This window comes from Rhodovulum sp. PH10, assembly GCF_000293785.1.
GTDB lineage: Bacteria > Pseudomonadota > Alphaproteobacteria > Rhizobiales > Xanthobacteraceae > Rhodoplanes.
The window spans coordinates 36,190-54,137 of sequence record NZ_AKZI01000068.1; the positions used below are offsets into that span (position 1 = coordinate 36,190).

Consider the following 17,948-nt stretch of genomic DNA (forward strand, 5'->3'; position numbering starts at 1 on the left):
GCGCCGGCGATTCCACCGGAGTGACGGGACGACGATGACCGAGACCAAAGTCGACGAGACCCACGTCTACAAGATCTGCCCGTCGGCGCTGTGGCGCGAGGCCGAGCGCAGCGGCGTCTTCCACGGTGCGCCGGTCGACCGGGCGGACGGCTTCATCCATTTCTCCACCGCCGGGCAGGTGGCCGAGACGGCGGAGAAGCACTTCTTCCGTCAGCCCGGCCTGCTGCTGGTGGCGGTCGAGGTGAAGGCGCTCGGCGCCGCGCTGCACTGGGAGCCGTCGCGCGGCGGCGCGCTGTTTCCCCATCTCTACGGCCCGCTGCCGCTCACCGCGGTGCGCAAGGTGATGCCGCTGCCGCTCGATTCGGCCGGCCGCCCGGTGGTGCCGCAGCTCGGCGACTAGCCTTTCGAGGCGGAGCGCTCGAACCTCGCGGCGACCGGCGGCGACAGAGCCGGAGGACCCTCGCCGCCGACGAACGGTCGCCGGTGAACCCCCGGCCGGTCCGTCGGTTGTCGTACCGCGGAGCGTGACGCCGCGCGACGCCACCCCGACACGCAACACCGACACGCAACACCGACACGCAATCCGGCTCGGAGGCCGCCATGGGACAGATTCTCGATGCGTTTCTCGCCGGCCGCCAGCAGGCCGCCCCGACCGGCGCCGCCGCGCCGGCCGAAAGCGGGTTCGACCGCGGCGTGCGGTGGGCGCGCGAGGTGCTGCTGCCGGCGATCGAGCGGGCCGACGCCGAGCTGGTGCCGTCACGCATCCGGTTCGTCGTCGACACCAATCTCGATCCGCGCTCGACCAACCACGCGCATGTCGACTTCTGGCTGGCGCCGCTCGAGCACGACGGCACGACGCCGCAAGGGCAGCGCCACTCGATCAATGTGCGCGACGGCGAGGTGTGGCTCTATCGCCAGGGTGCGGACGGGGAAAATCTCGGCCGTGTCGACGCGGTCGACGCCGCGCGCTGCGAAAAGATGCTGGCGCGGGCGGCGCAGGATTACGGGCGGCAATGCCTCGGGTGAGAGCGTGGGTGAGAGCTTGCGCCGCCTCACCGCTCGGCGAGCGCGAGCTTGACTCCGAGCGCGACGAATGCCGCCGCGAACGCGCGCCGCATCCAGGCGACCACCGCCGGGCGCGAGACGACGTGCGTTCGGAACGCCGCAGCGGCGAGGCCGTACAGCAGAAAAACCGCGAAGGTCATCGCCATGAAGACCGCCGAGAGCGCCAGCATCTCGCCGAGCGGGTGTTTCGCATCGGCGGCGACGAACTGCGGCAGAAAGGCGAGGAAGAACAGCGACAGCTTCGGATTGAGGATGTTGGCGAGGATGCCGACCAGCACCACCGTGCCGAACGAGCGGCCGCTCGATCCCGCCTCCCGGTCGATCTGCAGGGCGCCGCCGGCTTTCAGCGCCTGCCACGCCATCACCAGAAGATAGGCGACGCCGGCGAGCTTCACGGTCTGGAACAGCACGGCGCTCGCGTGCAGGAGCGCGGCGAGGCCGAGCACCGCCGCCACCATGTGCGGCACGATGCCGAGGGTGCAGCCGATCGCGGCGGCGACGCTCGCCCGGCGGCCGCGCGCCAGTGCGGCGGCCAGCGTGTAGAGCACGCCGGTGCCGGGGGCGACCACGACGACCAGCGAGGTCAGCAAAAACTCGGGCGAGATCACCGCAACCGACATGTCGTCCTCCGAAAACACCGCATTGACGGCCACCGCATCACCCGGGCGATGCCGAAAGCGTTCGTTCACCTAACGCAAACGTCACGAAACCCCAGGCCGCTTCGGGAGTTCTCGCTCCTGAGGCACACCACTTCAGCACAGAGGGAGAGGCAATCGATGCTCACCACCAAAGTCGTGTCCGGCGCACTCGCGCTCACCACCGCCGTGATGCTCGCCACCGCTCCGGCGCAAGCGCAGCGCTGGCACCACCGCGGCGGCCCGTACTACTACCATCACCACGACCGCAACTGGGGCGGCGCGGCGGCGGCCGGCATCGCCGGCCTGGCGGCGGGCGCCATCATCGGCGGCGCGCTGTCGCAGCCGCGCTATGCGCCGGGCTACGCCCCGGGTTACGCCGGCTACGCGGCCGGCCCGACGCCGAACGAGGTCGCCTACTGCCAGTCCAAGTTCAAGTCGTACGACCCGGCCTCCGGCACCTATCTCGGCTACGACGGTTTGCGCCATCCGTGCCCGTGACGGGACCGGCCCGGTCTCGCCCGGTCGGGACCAGTTCGATCGGGTGACGTCCAATTCGACAAGAGGCCGTCCGGGACGCTCCCGGGCGGCCTTTCTCGTAAAAAAATCCGCGCTCACTCCGCGGTCGGCACCGGGCGATCGGCCCGCTGCCCGCCATCGTCGGGAACGATCGAGGGCCCGCACGACAGCCGCGTCAGCGTCGGCCGGAACGGGCGGCGGCGGCTCGCCCGGCGCTCGGCGACGCGCTGCGCCAGCACCGCGGTCGGGTCGCGCCATGCCGGCTCGGAATAGGCGTCGGCGAGGTCGCAGCGCGTCAGCCCGATATCGGCCAGCATGCGGTCGTTGAAGCCCGCGAGCGCCGCCGCCTCGCGGCGATGCGTCCATACGACGTGCAGGCGGTGGACGGCCATCGTCACCGTCCCGATCGCGCCGGCGAGCGTGCGCAGCGCGGGCAGCGGCGCGGCGAGGGCCTGCGGGGGAAGCGGAAGCGAAGTCATGACCATCTCCAGTGGTGACCGCCCCGGCACTCTCGGTCCTCCCCGGCGGGGAGACCACCCGAAAAGCCGTTCGAGAGGCGGCCGCGTCACGACAATGCCATTCTCCGATCGATGACTGAAACGAATGTTCCTGATCGTTCGGATCAGCATTCGTGATGTCGTTTTCTCGGGTATCCGAGGGGGGGGGAGCGGCAGCGCGACGGCTGGCGCGTCGGCGTCGGGGATGCCAGCATGCGGGACCGACCCGCCGTACCGCGCGCCGGCTCACCTCGCCGGCGACCGGCCCCACCGCATGGAGAGGCCATGACCCCGATGCTCGACATCGACCAGCTTCGCACCTTCGTCGCGATCGCCGAGACCGGCAGCTTCACCCGCGCGGCGGAGATCGTGCACAAGACGCAGTCGGCGGTGTCGATGCAGATGAAGCGGCTCGAGGAGCGGATCGAGCGGCCGCTGTTCGTGCGCGATGGGCGCGCCTCCAAGCTGACCGAGGACGGCGAGCGGCTGCTCGACTACGCGCGCCGCATCGTCAAGCTGAACGTCGAGGCGGTGTCGGCCTTCTCCGACGACGACCTCGCCGGGCGCGTGCGGCTCGGCGTGCCGGACGATTATGCCGACCGCTACCTTCCCGAGATCATGGCACGGTTTTCACGGGTCTATCCCGGGGTCGAGCTGACGGTGTTCTGCGAGCCGTCGACCGACCTGGTGCTGCGGCTCGACGACGACGAGATCGACATCGCCATCGTGACGAGCTGCGAGACCGCGCGGGCGGTCGAGATCTTCCGGCAGGAGGAGCTCCTGTGGGTCACCTCGAGCCGCCACTCGATCCATTGCGACTCGCCGCTGCCGCTCGCCCTCGGCCGGCCGGCCTGCGCCTGGCGGACCACCGCGGTGGAAAGCCTCGACCGGATCGGCCGGCCGCACCGGCTTCTGTTCTCGAGCGGCAATGCCGGCGCGATCTCGGCGGCGGTGCTGGCGGGGCTCGCCATCTCGGTGCTGCCGACCTCGGGGCTGCGCCCCGGCATGCGGGTGCTCACCCCCGCCGACGGCTTTCCGACGCTGCCGCCCTGCCGCATCGGCCTGTTGCGCAACACCCACGAGCGCTCGCCGCTCGCCGAGGCGCTGGCTGGCCACATCGTCTCCTCGCTCGACAACCTGTCGGTGCGCGACGCGGCGGAGTGATCGCGGCCGAGACCGCGATCACGATCGATCACCGAGACCCGGCGTCACTTCGCCATCGGCCAGCCCGGCATCAGGTCGTAGGGGTGCTTCCAGCCCGGCAGCGCCTTCATGCGCTCCAGAAAGGCCGCGACGTTCGGATAGGTCGCCGCGATGTCGAAGCCGAACTCCTCGGCCGGATAATAGAGATAGCCGCACAGCGAGACGTCGGCGACGGTCGGCCGCTCGCCGATGAGGAACGGCGCCTTGCCGAGCCGCTTGTCGACCACCGCCAGCGCCCCCTCGGCGCGCCCGCGCAGGAAGGCGAGCACCGCCGGATCGCCGGGCGTCGGCAAAAAGTTGCGGAAGAACCGATAGGTGCCGAGGAAGCCGTTGAGCTTCTGGTTGTCGAACACCATCCAGCGCCACGCCTCCAGCTCCTCGTCCTCGCCCTGGGTCTGGAACTTGCCGAAGCGGCGCGAGAGATAGGTCAGGCAGACGCTCGACTGGGTCAGCCGGCGGGCCCCGTGCCGGAGCACCGGCACCTCGCCCATCTCGTTGACCTCCTCGCGATATTTCGGCGTGCGCGTCTCGCCGCCCTTGAAGAAGTCGACGAACACCGGCGACCAGTCGGCGCCGACCAGCTCGAGCATCAGCGCGACCCGATAGGCGTTGCCGGATTGGGCGAAGCAGTACAGCTCGTATTCGGCCATTCTCGTCATCCCGTTCGGCCGGCCGCCGGAAAATCCCGCCGGCCCGGCGCCGGTTTTTTCTCACCGTCCGCGACGTGGCGCCGCAGCGGTGCTGCCTCTCCTCCATAGCGCACCGTCGAACGGGCCGAAACGGCTGCGCTTCCATGTGAAAAACGCATGTAAGGAAAAGGATTGCTCGGGTTTTACGCTTTTTAGACGGCTTGTGGCTACGGTCCGGTGACGCGTCCGGGAGCGATTTCCCTCGAGGACGCCGTGGCGCGTTCGCCTGACGCTGGAGCTTTCGATGGATATTTCGACTGCGCTCGGTCTCGTCGCCGGAATGGTGGTGCTCTGCACTCTCATCCTGATGGGCGGCGACATCGGCATGTTCATCGACCCGCACGCCTTCATCGTCATCTTCGGCGGCTCGTTCTCGGCGACGCTGATCCGCTTCCCGCTGTCGTCGATCTTCCACGGCGTGCCGCTCGGGCTCAAATTCGCCTTCACGCTGCGCCGGACCACCCAGCGCGAGCTGATCGACGAGATCTCCAACCTCGCCGAGATCGCCCGCAAGCAGGGGCCGATCGGGCTGGAGAAGGTGGAGTGCCAGGACTCCTTCCTCGGCAAGGGCGTCCGGCTGGTGGCCGACGGCTACGACCTCGAATTCATCCGCGACAACCTCGAGCGCGACCGCGACAACTTCCTCACCCATCTCGACGAGGGCCAGAAGATCTATCGGGCGATCGGCGACTGCGCGCCGGCCTTCGGCATGGTCGGCACGCTGATCGGCATGGTGCAGATGTTCGCCAACATGACCGACCCCTCGAAGCTCGGGCCGTACATGGCGGTGGCGCTGCTCGCCACCTTCTACGGGGCGACGGTGGCCAACCTGTTCTGCCTGCCGATCGCCGACAAGCTGCACGGCAAGCTGGTCGACGAGGAGATCAACCGCACGCTGATCATCGACGGCGTCTTGATGATCCGCGACTCCAAGAGCCCGGCGGTGGTGCGCGAGATGCTGCTCGCCTACGTGCCGGAGAAGAACCGCGAAGAAATGACCGAGGCGGCCGCGGCCTGAACGGCCGGCGGCGGAGGCGAGCATGGGGCGGCGCAAGGACGGCGGGCACGGCGGCGGTCACGGGTGGTTCGTCACCTTCGCCGACCTGATGGGCCTGCTGGTCGCCTTCTTCGTCATGCTGGTCGCCTTCTCGACCCAGGATCAGCAGAAGCTGCAGATCGTCGCCGGCTCGCTGCGCGACGCCTTCGGCGTGCAGAACAACGTGCGCTACTCCGGCATGATCGAGGTGCCCGGCCTGCCGACCCGGCCGAAGCTGAAGAACCCCGCGCACATTCCGCCGGAAGAGATGCCGAAGGAGACCCCCGACCGCGACCGTGAGCGCGACGTCGGCGCCAAGCTCGAGAAGGACCGCGCCTTCGCGCTCGCCGCGGCGTCGCTCCGGCAGGCGATGGAGGACATGCCGGAGCTGACCGAGGCCTCCAAGCACATCATGTTCGAGCAGACCAAGGACGGCCTCAACATCGAGATCGTCGACCAGGACGGCCGCTCGATGTTTCCCGAAGGCTCGCGCGAGCCCTACGAGCGCACCCGCCGCATCATCGAGCGGCTCGGCGTCACGTTGAAGCCGATGTCGTTCCCGATCGCCGTCACCGGCCACACCGCCGCCACCCGCACGCCCTCGCGGCCGGGCTACGGGCCGTGGGAGCTGTCGGCCGAGCGGGCCAACACCGTGCGCCGCATCCTCGAGGACGAGGGCGTCGCCGACGCCCGCGTCCAGGTGGTCGCCGGCAAGGCCGACACCCAGCCGCTGTTCCCCGACGACCCCTACGTCGCCGCCAACCGGCGGGTGACCATCACCCTGATGCGGGACGAGCCGTCGATCCCGCTGGATTTCCAGCCATGAGAGACCGGGCGAGCACTCCGACCACCGTCCGGCCGGCGCGCCCGGCGCACACCCGCGGGAGGCCTTGATGGGACGCCGCAAGGAAGCCGCCGGCGGCGGCCACGGCTGGTTCGTCACCTTCGCCGACCTGATGGGGCTCCTGGTCGCCTTCTTCGTGATGCTCGCGGCCTTCTCCACCCAGGACAAGCAGAAGCTGCAGATCGTCGCCGGCTCGATGCGCGACGCCTTCGGCGTGCAGACCGCGATCCGCTATTCCGGCATCATCGAGATGCCCGGCCTGCCGACCCGGCCGAAGCTCAAGAGCGCCGCCCACATCCCGCCCGAGGACGCCTCGCAGAACCCGACCCCGGACGAGCAGTCCGACTCCATGAGCCCCGGCGCCCGGCTGCAGAAGGACAAGGCGCTGGCGCTCGCCGCCGCCACGCTCCGCCAGGCGATGCACGACATGCCGGAGCTGACCGAAGCCTCCAAGCACATCATGATCGAGGAGAGCCGCGACGGCCTCAATGTCGAGATCGTCGACCAGGACGGCCGCTCGATGTTCCCGGAAGGCTCGGCCGAGCCCTACGAGCGCACCCGCCAGATCGTCCAGAAGCTCGCCACCATGCTCAAGGCGATGCCGTTCCGCATCTCGATCACCGGGCACACCTCGAAGACCCGCATCGCCTACGGCGCCGGCAACGACGCCTGGGAGCTCTCGGCGGCGCGCGCCAACGCAGTGCGCCGCATCCTCGAGGAGGAAGGCGTGCCGACCGGCCATTTCTTCCGCGTCGCCGGCAAGGCCGGCACCGAGCCGCTGTTTCCGGACGACCCGGCGATCGCCGCCAACCGGCGGGTGACCATCACGCTGGTGCGCGAGGCGCCGCCGCTGCCGCTCGACTTCAAGCCCTGACGCACGCGTCCTTGACGTGCAGCGCCGCCGGAATTCGGCTCCCGGTCGAGACCACCCGCCTTGCGGGACCGCCATGCACGACCGGCCCGAACCGTGGCGAAAACGCCACCAGGCGCCGCATTTCGAAGCCAATGTGCTCGAATTGAACGATTTTTTCTGCAACTCCCGGCGCCGGGACCGGCCGCCGCAGCGACGCGGGTGAAACCCGTACGTCGTCGAGACCATTGTCCCGATGGCCCGGCGTGCTATTGGGGCATAAACGCGGCAGAGGGACCGCGGCGGCCGGACACCGGTTCGCCCCGGCTCCGACCGCCGCTTCGGATTTGCGCGGGGATCGAGTCGGCACCACCATGAACGAGGCGACCCGCGACATCGCGCCGTCCGGTACCCCGGACTCCGCCCGGTCGAATTCGGTCGAGCCGAGCGCGGCCCAATCGGATATGGCGAAGTCGGATGCGACGAAGGCGGAGCCGGCCAAACCGGAGCCGGTAAAAACGGCCGCCGCCAAGCCCGACGCCGCCAAGCCCGACGTGACCAAGCCGGATGCGACCAAGCCAGAGCCGGTAAAAACGGCCGCCACCAAATCCGACGCAGCCAAATCCGACGCAGCAAAACCCGACGGGGCAAAACCCGAAGGACCGAAACCGGACGGCGCAAAAACCGAAAGCTCCTCCGGTGCCGGCCACCCCTCCGGCTTCTGGGCGCTCACCCTCGGCAGCGTCGGCGTCGTCTATGGCGACATCGGCACCAGCCCGCTCTACGCCTTCCGCGAGGCGCTGCGCGCCGCGGTCGGCACCGGGCCGATCACCCAGGCCGCGGTGCTCGGCGTGCTGTCGCTGATCCTGTGGGCGCTGACCATCGTCGTCACCGCCAAATACGTGCTGCTGCTGCTGCGCGCCGACAATCACGGCGAGGGCGGCACGCTGTCGCTGACCGCGCTCGCCTCGCGGGCGGTCGGCCGGCGGACGGTGCCGATCGTCATGCTCGGCATCATCGGCGCGGCGATGTTCTACGGCGACTCGGTGATCACTCCGGCGATCTCGGTGCTGTCGGCGGTGGAGGGTCTGACCATCGTCACCCCGGCGCTCGATCACGTGGTGATGCCGCTCACGGTGATCATCCTGGTCGCGCTGTTCACCGTGCAGTCGCGCGGCACCGCCCGCGTCGCGGCGTTCTTCGGGCCGGTGATGGTGGTGTGGTTCCTGTCGCTCGCCGCGCTCGGCTTCGTCCACCTCGCCGACGACCCGCACATCTTCGGCGCGGTCAACCCGCTGCACGCGGTCCGCTTCGTGTGGGACCACCCGGTCACCGGGCTGGTCACGCTCGGCGCGGTCTTTCTCGCCGTCACCGGCGGCGAGGCGCTCTATGCCGATCTCGGCCATTTCGGCCGCACGCCGATCCGCACCGCCTGGTTCGGCCTCGTCTTCCCCTCCCTGGTGATCAACTATTTCGGGCAGGGCGCGCTGGTGCTGTCGCACCCGGCGGCGATCGAGAGCCCGTTCTACCGGATGGTGCCGGAGCTCCTGCAGATCCCGATGGTGGTGCTGGCGACCGCCGCCACCGTGATCGCCAGCCAGGCGGTGATCACCGGCGCCTACTCGCTGACCCGCCAGGCGATCCAGCTCGGCCTGATCCCGCGGCTGGCGATCCGCCACACCTCCGAGACCCAGCTCGGCCAGATCTACATTCCGCGCGTCAACACCGCGCTGCTGGTCGGCGTGCTGCTGCTGGTCGCGCTGTTCCGCACCTCGAGCGATCTCGCCTCGGCCTACGGCATCGCGGTGACCACCACGATGGTGGTCGACGGCCTGCTCGCCTTCGTGGTGATCTGGAAGCTGTGGCACTGGAAGCCGTGGGCGGCGGCGGCGCTGATCGCCCCGTTCGCGCTGATCGACGTCACCTTCTTCGTCGCCAACCTGCTCAAGCTGTTCGAGGGCGCCTGGGTGCCGCTGCTGTTCGCCGGCACCATCGTGCTGATGATCATCACCTGGCGGCGCGGCTCGCGGCTGCTGCTCGCAAAAACCCGCCACCTCGAGATCCCGCTCGAGACGCTGGTGCAGACGCTGACCAAGAAGCCGCCGCACGTCGTGCCGGGCACCGCGGTATTCCTCACCGGCGACCCCGATTCGGCGCCGACCGCCCTCCTCCACAATCTCAAGCACAACAAGGTGCTGCATCAGCACAACGTGGTGCTGACGATCGAGAGCGCCGACACCCCGCGCGTCACCGACGAGGAGCGGGTGCGCATCACCCAGCTCTCACCGCTGTTCAGCAAGGTGGTGCTGCGGTTCGGCTTCATGGAGACGCCGAACGTGCCGAAGGCCTTGGCGATCGCCCGCAAGCAGGGCTGGCACTTCGACATCATGTCGACGTCGTTCTTCCTGTCGCGCCGCTCGCTCAAGCCCGCCGCCCATTCCGGCATGCCGCGCTGGCAGGACAAGCTGTTCATCCGCCTCGCCCGCACCGCCAGCGACGCCACCGACTTCTTCCAGATCCCGACCGGACGGGTGGTGGAGGTCGGCACACAGGTGACGGTGTGAGGGCGGCGAGTGGTGAGTAGCGAGTCGCGAATGGTTTCGCTACGGCCGGAGGAGAGGCGCACCGGTCACGGATCGCACCGGACGGCGGAAAACGCTCACAGGCCGGTGTCGCGGAAAATCTCGTCGAGCGACAGCGTGACGCCGAGATCGGCGAAGGCGATCGCGTCGTCGCGCGAGCGCAGCCGCCGCTCGGCAAAGCCGGCGTCGCGGGCGAACACCGCGACCTCGATCGCGTCCTGTGCGATCACGACATAGTGCGTCAGCGAGGACAGCGCGGTGTAGGCGTTGCGCTTCCAGCGAAGGTCACGGTCGGCGGTCGAGGGCGAGAGAATCTCGAACACGACCAGCGGGTTTTCTGCGTGCCGCAAGCCGGCGCCGGGCCGATGGTCGCGCCGGGCCGGCGTCGGCACCACCATCACGTCGGGCTGCGGCAGGCTCGCTCCCGAGACCCGCACGCCGATTCCCGGAATCACCGTCCAGCCGGCCGTGCCGGCGCACCGCGTTTTCAGCGCAGTGATCAGATTGGCGGCGATGACCTGATGAAAGAACCCCGGAGACGCTTGCATCATCGGCTCCCCCTCGATCAGCTCCCACCTCTCCTCGTCGGGACGACCGTCGGTGAAGGCATAAAAATCCTCCACCGACATCGGTGCGGTGCTGATCGTCGGGATGCCCATGCGGTCTCCTGACGTGGATCTGGCGTGTGGCGGCTCGGGGGCTGCGTCGCGAGCGTCTTGCCCCGGCTCGGGCTTGTGCCGAGGCGCCCGGCCGCCGTCCGGCCGGGCTGTCTTTCTTTCGTCGGCTTCCGGCGCGTCGCCGTCGGCCCTTCACGAGCATCAGCCCTTCACGAGGACCGGGCCGGAGCCGATCGAGCGCTCGTTCTCGCTCATGATGCCGAGCCGGCGCGCCACCTCGGTATAGGCCTCGAGCAGACCGCCGAGATCACGGCGGAAGCGGTCCTTGTCGAGCTTCTCGTTCGACTTGATGTCCCACAGGCGGCAGGAGTCCGGCGAGATCTCGTCGGCGACGACGATCCGCATCAGATCGTTCTCCCACAGCCGGCCGCATTCCATCTTGAAGTCGACCAGACGGATGCCGACGCCGAGGAAGAGGCCGCAGAGGAAATCGTTGACGCGGATGGCGAGCGCCATGATGTCGTCGATCTCCTGGGGCGTCGCCCAGCCGAAGGCGGTGATGTGCTCTTCCGAGACCATCGGATCGCCGAGCGCGTCGTTCTTGTAATAGAACTCGATGATCGAGCGCGGCAGCTGGGTGCCCTCCTCGATCCCGAGGCGCTGCGACAGCGAGCCGGCGGCGACGTTGCGCACCACCACCTCGAGCGGAACGATCTCCACCTCGCGGATCAGCTGCTCGCGCATGTTGAGGCGGCGGATGAAGTGGGTCGGCACTCCGATGTCGTTCAGGTGCTGGAACAGGTACTCGGAGATGCGGTTGTTCAGCACACCCTTCCCTTCGATCACCTGATGCTTCTTGGCGTTGAAGGCGGTCGCGTCGTCCTTGAAGTGCTGGATCAACGTTCCCGGCTCCGGGCCCTCGTAGAGGACCTTCGCCTTGCCTTCGTAGATGCGGCGGCGTCGGCTCATGGGGGTGTACCGTGTCTCGAGGAAATCCATGGATGCCGTGGCTCCGTTTCGGGGTTGCCCAGAGGCGCTTGCCCAGGTCCGGGGTTGCCCGCGGCGAGGTCGAGTTTCGGACGTTGCGGGCACGCCACGTCCGGCCGGCTGCCCACGTCCGGCAGCGAAACTACCCGATGGTGGCGGCGAGCACAATCGACATAGACCTCCGGGGCAGGCCGTGCAATGAGGACTTGTGCGGGTGGTAAGCCGGCCTTGACCTCTACCTTGCGGTATGCAAGGCGCAGTTGCGATGCCGCGCGGCGACATTTCCGCCGGGCGTCCGACGCGAGGTCGGAAAACGGGGTCAGCGACGAGGAACCGATGAATACTTTCGAGGATCGGCGGGACAGTCACGAAAAGAAATTCGCGCTCGACGAGGAGCTGCGTTTCAAGGCGGTGGCGCGGCGCAACAAGCTGCTCGGCCTGTGGGCCGCCGAGAAGCTCGGGCGGTCCGGCGCCGAGGCCGAGGCGTACGCCAAGGAGGTGGTGATCGCCGATTTCGAGGCGCCCGGCGAGGAGGACGTGTTTCAGAAGATCCGGCGTGATTTCGACGCCGCGGGCGTGCACCAGTCCGACCATCAGATCAGACGGACGATGGAGGAGCTGCTGCTCCAGGCGATCGACTCGGTGAAGGCCGGCCAGTGACGACCAGCCGATGACGGACGATCCCCACCGGCGAAACGACGACAAAGGGCCGCGCAACCGCGGCCCTTCGCGTATCGGATGGAGGGCCGCGAAACGCGGCCCTTCGCGCACCGGGAGCGTGTGCCGTCAGGCGCGGCCGAGCATCCGGGTGAGCGTGCGGTCGTGAAACACCCAGTGGTGCATCAGCGCGGCGAGCGCATGCACGAAGGCGACCGCCATCAGCGCGTGGGCGAGCCACTCGTGCCAGGGATGCAGCATCTTGGCGAGCGCGGGATCGGCAGCGATCGGCGGCGGGATCATCACCAGCCCGAACACCGGCAGCGCGTGGCCGGCCGCGAACACCATCAGGACGCCGACCACCGGCACCGCGGCGAGCAGCAGATAGGCGATGCCGTGAACCGCGGCGGCGGAGATCTCGCCGAGCCGGCCGAGCGGGGTCGGCTCCGGGCGCGGCGCCGGGTCGGCGACCCGCCACAGCACCCGCATGATCAACAAGGCGACGATCGACAGGCCGAGGCTGAAATGGGTGAGCATCGCGGCGGCGCGCTCCGGGCTGCCCTTCGGCAGCGCATCGTGGAACAGGCCGATCATCCAGGCGAGCGTGACGGCCAGCACGGTGAGCCAGTGGAACGCCCGCGCGAGCGAGCCGTAGGCATAAGACGAATTGCGCAAACCCATCGCCAAAAGACCTCGTTTTCGGATGGCGCGAGCCAAGCGCACATTCGTCGCCGGCTCCTTGATCCAAAGCAAGACGTCCGCCCGCGGCGGCGCGCCGATTGCCGCAGGCGCCGTCGTGTCGCCGCGAGCTGCGCGCGAATCGGCATCCCGCGAGCTTTCACACATGCGTGAAAGACGATGTGGTACGGCGCTTCGGCGTCCCGTCAGGCGTCGGCACGCGGCGCGGCGAGCGCGGTTGCGAGCGCGTCCAGCACGGCATGCGGGTCCGCCTCGATCGCGCCGGCCGCGACCGGCAGCACCCGGTAGTCGCGGGCGGAAAGCCAGGCGCGCTTGTCGGCGCGCGCGGTGCGGGCCTCGTCGGCTTCCTCGCGCGGCTCGATGTCGATCACGGTGCGCAGCGGAAACGACACGAGATCGGCGATGTGCGGGCCGACCGGCACCTGCCGCTTGAAGCCCTGCCCGGCGAACCGGCGGTCGGCGATCAGCGCCGCCCACAGTGTGCGCTCGGCCTCGGTCGGATTGCGGCGCAAGAGCCGCGACAAGCCGCGCACCGGCCCGCGCTCGCCCGGCACCTTGCCGTCGCCGTGCTCGGCCAGCAGCTTGCGCAGCAGCGACGCCTCGTCGCCGTCCAGCACGCCGCCGCGCGCCGGCCCCTTGCGGCCTTCGGCGATCGCCATGATCACGCCGTGCAGCGTCTGGATGTCCTGCCGGCTCGGCTGCATGCGAGAGAAGATGTTGCGCAGATTGATGGTCATCGTCTCGCGCTTCTCGGCGGGACGGAAGAACTCGACCGTCTCGAGCTCGCGCTCGAGGTCGCCGAAGAAGGCGAGCAGCTGCTCCTTCGGCGCCGGCTGCGAGCGCACCGGCATGGCGAACGGGAGCCCGGTGCCGGTCAGCTTGAACCACTCGTAGGAGACGACCGACACCGCCTGGGCGAGGTTGAGCGAGGCGAAGGCCGGATTGACCGGGAAGGTGACGATCGCGTCGGCGAGCCCGACCTCCTCGTTCTCGAGCCCGTTGCGCTCGCGCCCGAACACGATCGCGACGGTCTCGCCGGCCGCGACCGGCGGGGCGAGCGTCGCCGCCGCCGCCTCCGGCGACAGCACGGGCTTCGCCTGGTCGTGGGCGCGCGCGGTGCAGGCGAGCACCTGCGTGCAGTCGGCGATGGCGTCCTTCAGGGTGTCGTAGAGCACGGCGCTCTCGAGCACGCGGTCGGCGCCCGCCGCCATCATGTGGGCCTTGGGATTGGGCCACCCTTGCTTCGGCGCTACCAACCGCAGCCGCGACAGGCCGAAATTCGCCATCACACGGGCGGCGGCGCCGATGTTCTCGCCGAGCTGGGGCTCGACCAGAATCACCACGGGAGCGGGGGCGACCACCCAGGTTTTCGTCTTGTCGGTTCCGGCGCCGGGCATGGTCTCGGGAGGGGTCTTTCTGGTGGACGAGCCTGCGGCCGAGCGGGGCTCGAATGTCGGAATCGGACCACTAGCCGATCCGGTTTCGCGTGTCGACCGCCGCCCGGAACCGGCGAACGGCCGGCGCCGGCGTCACAGCCCGAACCGGGCGCGGGCGAGCCCGCATTCCGGATCGCCGGGCTCGCAGGCGCGGCACACCTCGGGCCGCACCGGATGGATGGTGCAGGCGGTGGCGACCCCGACCTCGCCGGAGAGCGCCGCGCAGCGGTCACCGATGCAGCGCATGCCGGCACCGTCGGCGGCGACCAGCTCCGGCGGGATCGCCGCCAGCGCCGCCTCGCTCTCCAGCGAGAAGCGCGGCCAGTCGGCGGCATAGGCGCAGCACGCCCCGCAGGTCCTGCAGCCGCCGGCGGCCGCGATCGCGGCCGAGAGCGCGTCGGCCAGCGCATCGGCGGGCGGACCGGCCGGCGCGGTCGGGGCTGCCGGGGTCGGGGCCGTTGCGGTCCGAGCCGCGTGGCGCTCGCTCATCGGCGGCTCCTTCCGGATACGAACCCGGATACGAAGAAGCCGCCCCGGAGGGCGGCTCTTGTCGTGCACGCGGTGTCGCCGACGGCGACGCGCGTCGTCACACCATCGCGATGGTGCCGACGGCGATCTTGCCGGTCCGACGATCCTGCTGGGTGTCGAACTCGACCTTCTGGCCCTCGGCGAGGCCGCGCAGGCCGGCGCGCTCGAGCGCGGTCGCATGGACGAACACGTCCTTGCTGCCGTCGTCCGGCGCAATGAAGCCGTAACCCTTTTGATCGTTGTAGAACTTCACGGTACCCCGGGTCATCGGGAGATCCTTTCGCAGCTGTGTGCGGATACACCGAAGCGCCACGGCAGCTGAACCACGGTGGCTCTTCGGTCGCTCGTTCGATCTTTGGAGAGATAAGTCCGATCGTACGCCCGCTTTCGGCGAAGGCGAAACGGCCCGATTGTCCGGCCAAATGTCGATGGCAACCAAATATCGGTGAACGCGGGCCGGCGCAAGGCGTCCGCGAGATGTTTTTCGGCTGGCGGCGTACCGTTCTCGCGCCGTCCGGCCGCGCCGCGAGTCCCTCACATCGGCCGGGCGAAGGCCGGGGGCGGCGCGGCTTTCGACCCTTTGTCGTCTTCCTCCGGAACTTCGCGGATGCTATAGGCGCCGCCTGGACTGCGGCCCCCGGCGGCGAGCGCCCGCCGGTCCGCCCGCCGCCCGCATCCCCGATCCGCCCGTGCGCTCGTGAAAGGCCGTCTGCCCCATGGCGAAAATCAAGGTGAAGAACCCGGTCGTCGAGATGGACGGCGACGAGATGACCCGGATCATCTGGCAGTACATCAAGGACAAGCTGATCCACCCGTATCTCGACGTCGATCTCCAATATTTCGATCTCGGGATGGAGCACCGCGACGCGACCGACGACCAGGTGACGATCGACGCGGCGGAGGCCATCAAGAAGGCCGGCGTCGGCGTGAAGTGCGCCACCATCACCCCCGACGAGGCGCGGGTGAAGGAGTTCTCGCTCAAGAAGATGTACCGCTCGCCGAACGGCACCATCCGCAACATTCTCGGCGGGGTGATCTTCCGCGAGCCGATCATCTGCCGGAACGTGCCGCGCCTGGTGCCGTCCTGGACCCAGCCGATCGTGATCGGGCGCCACGCCTATGGCGACCAGTATCGCGCGACCGACTTCAAGGTGCCGGGCAAGGGCACGCTGACGGTGAAGTTCGTCGGCGAGGACGGCACGGTCGAAGAGCACGAGGTCTTCAAGTTCCCGGCCTCGGGCATCGGCATGGTGATGTACAATCTCGACGACTCGATCCGCGATTTCGCGCACGCCTCGTTCAATTACGGGCTGATGCGCAACTATCCGGTCTATCTGTCGACCAAGAACACCATCCTGAAAGTCTATGACGGCCGCTTCAAGGACATCTTCCAGGAGGTGTTCGACGCCGAGTTCAAGGAGAAGTTCGCCGAGCGCGGGCTCACCTACGAGCACCGGCTGATCGACGACATGGTCGCCGCCTCGCTGAAGTGGAACGGCGGCTATGTCTGGGCCTGCAAGAACTACGACGGCGACGTGCAGTCCGACACCGTCGCGCAGGGCTATGGCTCGCTCGGCCTGATGACCTCGGTGCTGATGTCGCCGGACGGCAAGATCGTCGAGGCGGAGGCCGCGCACGGCACGGTGACGCGCCACTATCGCCAACACCAGAAGGGGCAGGAGACCTCGACCAACTCGATCGCCTCGATCTTTGCCTGGACCCGCGGCCTCGCGCACCGGGCAAAGCTCGACGACCACGCCGAGCTCGCCCGCTTCGCCGCGACGCTCGAGAAGGTCTGCGTCGACACCGTCGAGGCCGGCTTCATGACCAAGGACCTCGCGCTGCTGGTCGGGCCGGAGCAGACATGGCTCTCGACCACCGCCTTCCTCGACAAGGTCGCCGAGAACTTGGACGAGGCGCTCGCCGCCTGAGCCTCGCTCTCTGGAATACGTCGGAAAAGGGCGCGCCGCGGCGCGCCCTTTTTCGTTTTTTTTCAATAACTGGTGAGAAATGGCGCGTCGTCAGAGCGGCGCGCCGGACGCTTTCGCCTCGACGAACAGCCCCGTGCGGGCGCCGAGCCAGCGGTCGAGCCCCGGATCCGCACCCGCCTCCTCGTCGAGCACGAGGGTCACCGGCAGCGTGGCGCTCGTCGTCGCCAGGCCTGCGAGGGCGGGGTCGCCCTGCATCCGGCAAACATCCTTCTCGGTGGTGACGAGCACCAGCCCCTCGGCGGCGGCGATGTCGGTCAGGCAGGCGGCGTCGGCCGGCGAGAAGCGGTGGTGATCCGGAAAGTTTTTCGTTCGCACCACATCCAGTTTTTGGCCGCGCAAGGTCGCGAAGAATTTTTCCGGGTCGCCGATCCCGGCATAGGCGAGCAGGCGCTTGCCGCGCAGCGCCGCCACCGCCTCGGCCTCCGGCACGAGCGCCCCGAAAAACACCGGCTTGTCCGCCCGCCGCACGCTGTCGAGCAGCGCCCGTGTCGCCTCGGTCCCCTCCGGCGTGGCGCCGATCACCAAGACGCCGTCGACCTTTTCGAGCTGGCCGGCGAGCGGCGCCCGCAGGGGCCCGGCGGGAAACACCCGCCCGTTGCCGATGCCGCGGCGGCCGTCGAGCACGACCAGCGACACCGTCTTCTCCAGCGCCGGGTTCTGCAGCCCGTCGTCCATCACGATGACGTCGGCACCGATCGCGATCGCCGCCTCGGCGCCGGCGACGCGGTCACGCGAAACCACCGTCGGCGCCACGCGGGCGAGCAGCAGCGGCTCGTCGCCGACATCCTCGGCCCGCGCTCCGGCTTCGACCGTCACCGGCCCCTCGGCCCGGCCACCGAAACCACGGGTGAGACACACCGGCTTCAGCCCGGCGAGCCGAAACATCTTCGCCACCGCGATCGCGGTCGGCGTCTTTCCGGTGCCGCCCAGCGTGAGATTGCCGATGCACACCACCGGCACCGCAGCGCGCAGGCCGGACCGCGCCATCCGCCGGCCGGCGATGCCGCCATACACCGCCGCGATCGGCGCCAGCAGCGCGCTCGACAGGCCGGGCGGGCGCCACCAGAAGGCCGGGTCACGCATGGATGTCACGCATGAATGTCACGCATGGCG

21 protein-coding genes are annotated in these 17,948 nt (G+C 69.1%); 10 read left to right on the forward strand and 11 right to left on the reverse strand.

The genetic code is table 11. From position 1 onward, the window contains the following. Positions 1 to 34 precede the first annotated feature (34 nt). Together A33M_RS12350 and A33M_RS12355 are read left to right on the forward strand one after the other, a co-directional pair. On the forward strand, positions 35 to 400 hold the full coding sequence (locus tag A33M_RS12350) for a DUF952 domain-containing protein (RefSeq protein ID WP_008387512.1): 366 nt from the start codon (positions 35 to 37) through the stop codon (positions 398 to 400). A 200-nt stretch (positions 401 to 600) separates the two neighbouring features. Continuing rightward, positions 601 to 1,026, forward strand: coding sequence for a hypothetical protein (locus A33M_RS12355; protein WP_008387513.1), 426 nt, complete (start codon positions 601 to 603; stop codon positions 1,024 to 1,026). A 26-nt stretch (positions 1,027 to 1,052) separates the two neighbouring features. On the opposite strand, the gene A33M_RS12360 is transcribed toward A33M_RS12355, so the two are convergent. Beyond that, entirely contained in the window at positions 1,053 to 1,685 is a 633-nt protein-coding gene (locus A33M_RS12360) for a LysE family translocator (RefSeq protein WP_237718362.1), read from the reverse strand. 156 nt (positions 1,686 to 1,841) lie between these two features. On the opposite strand from A33M_RS12360, the gene A33M_RS12365 reads away from it, so the two are divergent. Continuing rightward, a complete protein-coding gene (locus A33M_RS12365) occupies positions 1,842 to 2,201 on the forward strand; it encodes a BA14K family protein (RefSeq protein WP_008387515.1) in 360 nt (119 codons plus the stop codon). 113 nt (positions 2,202 to 2,314) lie between these two features. Here A33M_RS12365 and A33M_RS12370 read toward each other — a convergent pair whose 3' ends face one another. Next, positions 2,315 to 2,698: a DUF1127 domain-containing protein gene (locus A33M_RS12370; RefSeq protein ID WP_008387516.1), complete on the reverse strand. Its 384-nt coding sequence runs from the start codon at positions 2,696 to 2,698 to the stop codon at positions 2,315 to 2,317. A gap of 303 nt (positions 2,699 to 3,001) precedes the next feature. Here A33M_RS12370 and A33M_RS12375 point away from each other — a divergent pair, with 303 nt between their 5' ends. Further along, positions 3,002 to 3,880: a LysR substrate-binding domain-containing protein gene (locus A33M_RS12375; RefSeq protein WP_008387517.1), complete on the forward strand. Its 879-nt coding sequence runs from the start codon at positions 3,002 to 3,004 to the stop codon at positions 3,878 to 3,880. Positions 3,881 to 3,924: 44 nt separating this feature from the next. Here A33M_RS12375 and A33M_RS12380 read toward each other — a convergent pair whose 3' ends face one another. Beyond that, complete coding sequence (locus tag A33M_RS12380; RefSeq protein WP_008387518.1) at positions 3,925 to 4,569, reverse strand: glutathione S-transferase family protein; 645 nt, start codon at positions 4,567 to 4,569, stop codon at positions 3,925 to 3,927. A 283-nt stretch (positions 4,570 to 4,852) separates the two neighbouring features. On the opposite strand from A33M_RS12380, the gene A33M_RS12385 reads away from it, so the two are divergent. The 3 genes from A33M_RS12385 to A33M_RS12395 all read left to right on the forward strand — a co-directional run bounded on the left by A33M_RS12385 (position 4,853) and on the right by A33M_RS12395 (position 7,362). Beyond that, complete coding sequence (locus tag A33M_RS12385; RefSeq protein ID WP_008387520.1) at positions 4,853 to 5,626, forward strand: motility protein A; 774 nt, start codon at positions 4,853 to 4,855, stop codon at positions 5,624 to 5,626. 22 nt (positions 5,627 to 5,648) lie between these two features. Further along, entirely contained in the window at positions 5,649 to 6,470 is an 822-nt protein-coding gene (locus A33M_RS12390; RefSeq protein ID WP_008387521.1) for an OmpA/MotB family protein, read from the forward strand. A gap of 67 nt (positions 6,471 to 6,537) precedes the next feature. Beyond that, positions 6,538 to 7,362, forward strand: coding sequence for an OmpA/MotB family protein (locus A33M_RS12395; RefSeq protein WP_008387522.1), 825 nt, complete (start codon positions 6,538 to 6,540; stop codon positions 7,360 to 7,362). On the opposite strand, the gene A33M_RS24435 is transcribed toward A33M_RS12395, so the two are convergent. Beyond that, a complete protein-coding gene (locus A33M_RS24435) occupies positions 7,352 to 7,870 on the reverse strand; it encodes a hypothetical protein (RefSeq protein ID WP_192814111.1) in 519 nt (172 codons plus the stop codon). The genes A33M_RS12395 and A33M_RS24435 overlap by 11 nt on opposite strands. 22 nt (positions 7,871 to 7,892) lie before the next feature. On the opposite strand from A33M_RS24435, the gene A33M_RS12400 reads away from it, so the two are divergent. After that, positions 7,893 to 9,902: a potassium transporter Kup gene (locus A33M_RS12400; protein ID WP_237718363.1), complete on the forward strand. Its 2,010-nt coding sequence runs from the start codon at positions 7,893 to 7,895 to the stop codon at positions 9,900 to 9,902. Positions 9,903 to 9,997: 95 nt separating this feature from the next. On the opposite strand, the gene A33M_RS12405 is transcribed toward A33M_RS12400, so the two are convergent. Then, the gene (locus A33M_RS12405) at positions 9,998 to 10,579 is read right to left on the reverse strand and encodes a Uma2 family endonuclease (RefSeq protein ID WP_008387526.1); all 582 of its coding nucleotides are present in this window, start codon (positions 10,577 to 10,579) and stop codon (positions 9,998 to 10,000) included. A gap of 159 nt (positions 10,580 to 10,738) precedes the next feature. Next, a complete protein-coding gene (gene purC / locus A33M_RS12410) occupies positions 10,739 to 11,506 on the reverse strand; it encodes a phosphoribosylaminoimidazolesuccinocarboxamide synthase (RefSeq protein ID WP_192814110.1) in 768 nt (255 codons plus the stop codon). A gap of 354 nt (positions 11,507 to 11,860) precedes the next feature. Here purC and A33M_RS12420 point away from each other — a divergent pair, with 354 nt between their 5' ends. After that, on the forward strand, positions 11,861 to 12,184 hold the full coding sequence (locus A33M_RS12420; RefSeq protein WP_008387528.1) for a DUF1476 domain-containing protein: 324 nt from the start codon (positions 11,861 to 11,863) through the stop codon (positions 12,182 to 12,184). 126 nt (positions 12,185 to 12,310) lie between these two features. On the opposite strand, the gene A33M_RS12425 is transcribed toward A33M_RS12420, so the two are convergent. The 4 genes from A33M_RS12425 to A33M_RS12440 form a co-directional block, all read right to left on the reverse strand. Then, positions 12,311 to 12,862, reverse strand: a complete 552-nt coding sequence (locus A33M_RS12425; RefSeq protein ID WP_040620382.1) for a cytochrome b — start codon at positions 12,860 to 12,862, stop codon at positions 12,311 to 12,313. A 203-nt stretch (positions 12,863 to 13,065) separates the two neighbouring features. After that, positions 13,066 to 14,277, reverse strand: a complete 1,212-nt coding sequence (locus tag A33M_RS25310; protein ID WP_008387530.1) for a TrmJ/YjtD family RNA methyltransferase — start codon at positions 14,275 to 14,277, stop codon at positions 13,066 to 13,068. 132 nt (positions 14,278 to 14,409) lie between these two features. Beyond that, the gene (locus tag A33M_RS12435; RefSeq protein WP_008387531.1) at positions 14,410 to 14,805 is read right to left on the reverse strand and encodes a YkgJ family cysteine cluster protein; all 396 of its coding nucleotides are present in this window, start codon (positions 14,803 to 14,805) and stop codon (positions 14,410 to 14,412) included. A gap of 97 nt (positions 14,806 to 14,902) precedes the next feature. Then, positions 14,903 to 15,112 carry a cold-shock protein gene (locus A33M_RS12440; RefSeq protein ID WP_040620383.1) on the reverse strand — a complete coding sequence of 70 codons (210 nt, stop codon included), beginning with the start codon at positions 15,110 to 15,112 and terminating at the stop codon, positions 14,903 to 14,905. Between the two features lie 448 nt (positions 15,113 to 15,560). Between A33M_RS12440 and A33M_RS12445 the strand changes: the two genes are divergently transcribed. After that, a complete protein-coding gene (locus A33M_RS12445; RefSeq protein WP_008387533.1) occupies positions 15,561 to 16,775 on the forward strand; it encodes an NADP-dependent isocitrate dehydrogenase in 1,215 nt (404 codons plus the stop codon). A gap of 90 nt (positions 16,776 to 16,865) precedes the next feature. Here the strand turns inward: A33M_RS12445 and lpxK are convergent, their stop codons facing one another. Then, positions 16,866 to 17,918 carry a tetraacyldisaccharide 4'-kinase gene (lpxK, locus tag A33M_RS12450; RefSeq protein ID WP_008387534.1) on the reverse strand — a complete coding sequence of 351 codons (1,053 nt, stop codon included), beginning with the start codon at positions 17,916 to 17,918 and terminating at the stop codon, positions 16,866 to 16,868. Positions 17,919 to 17,948: the final 30 nt, after the last annotated feature.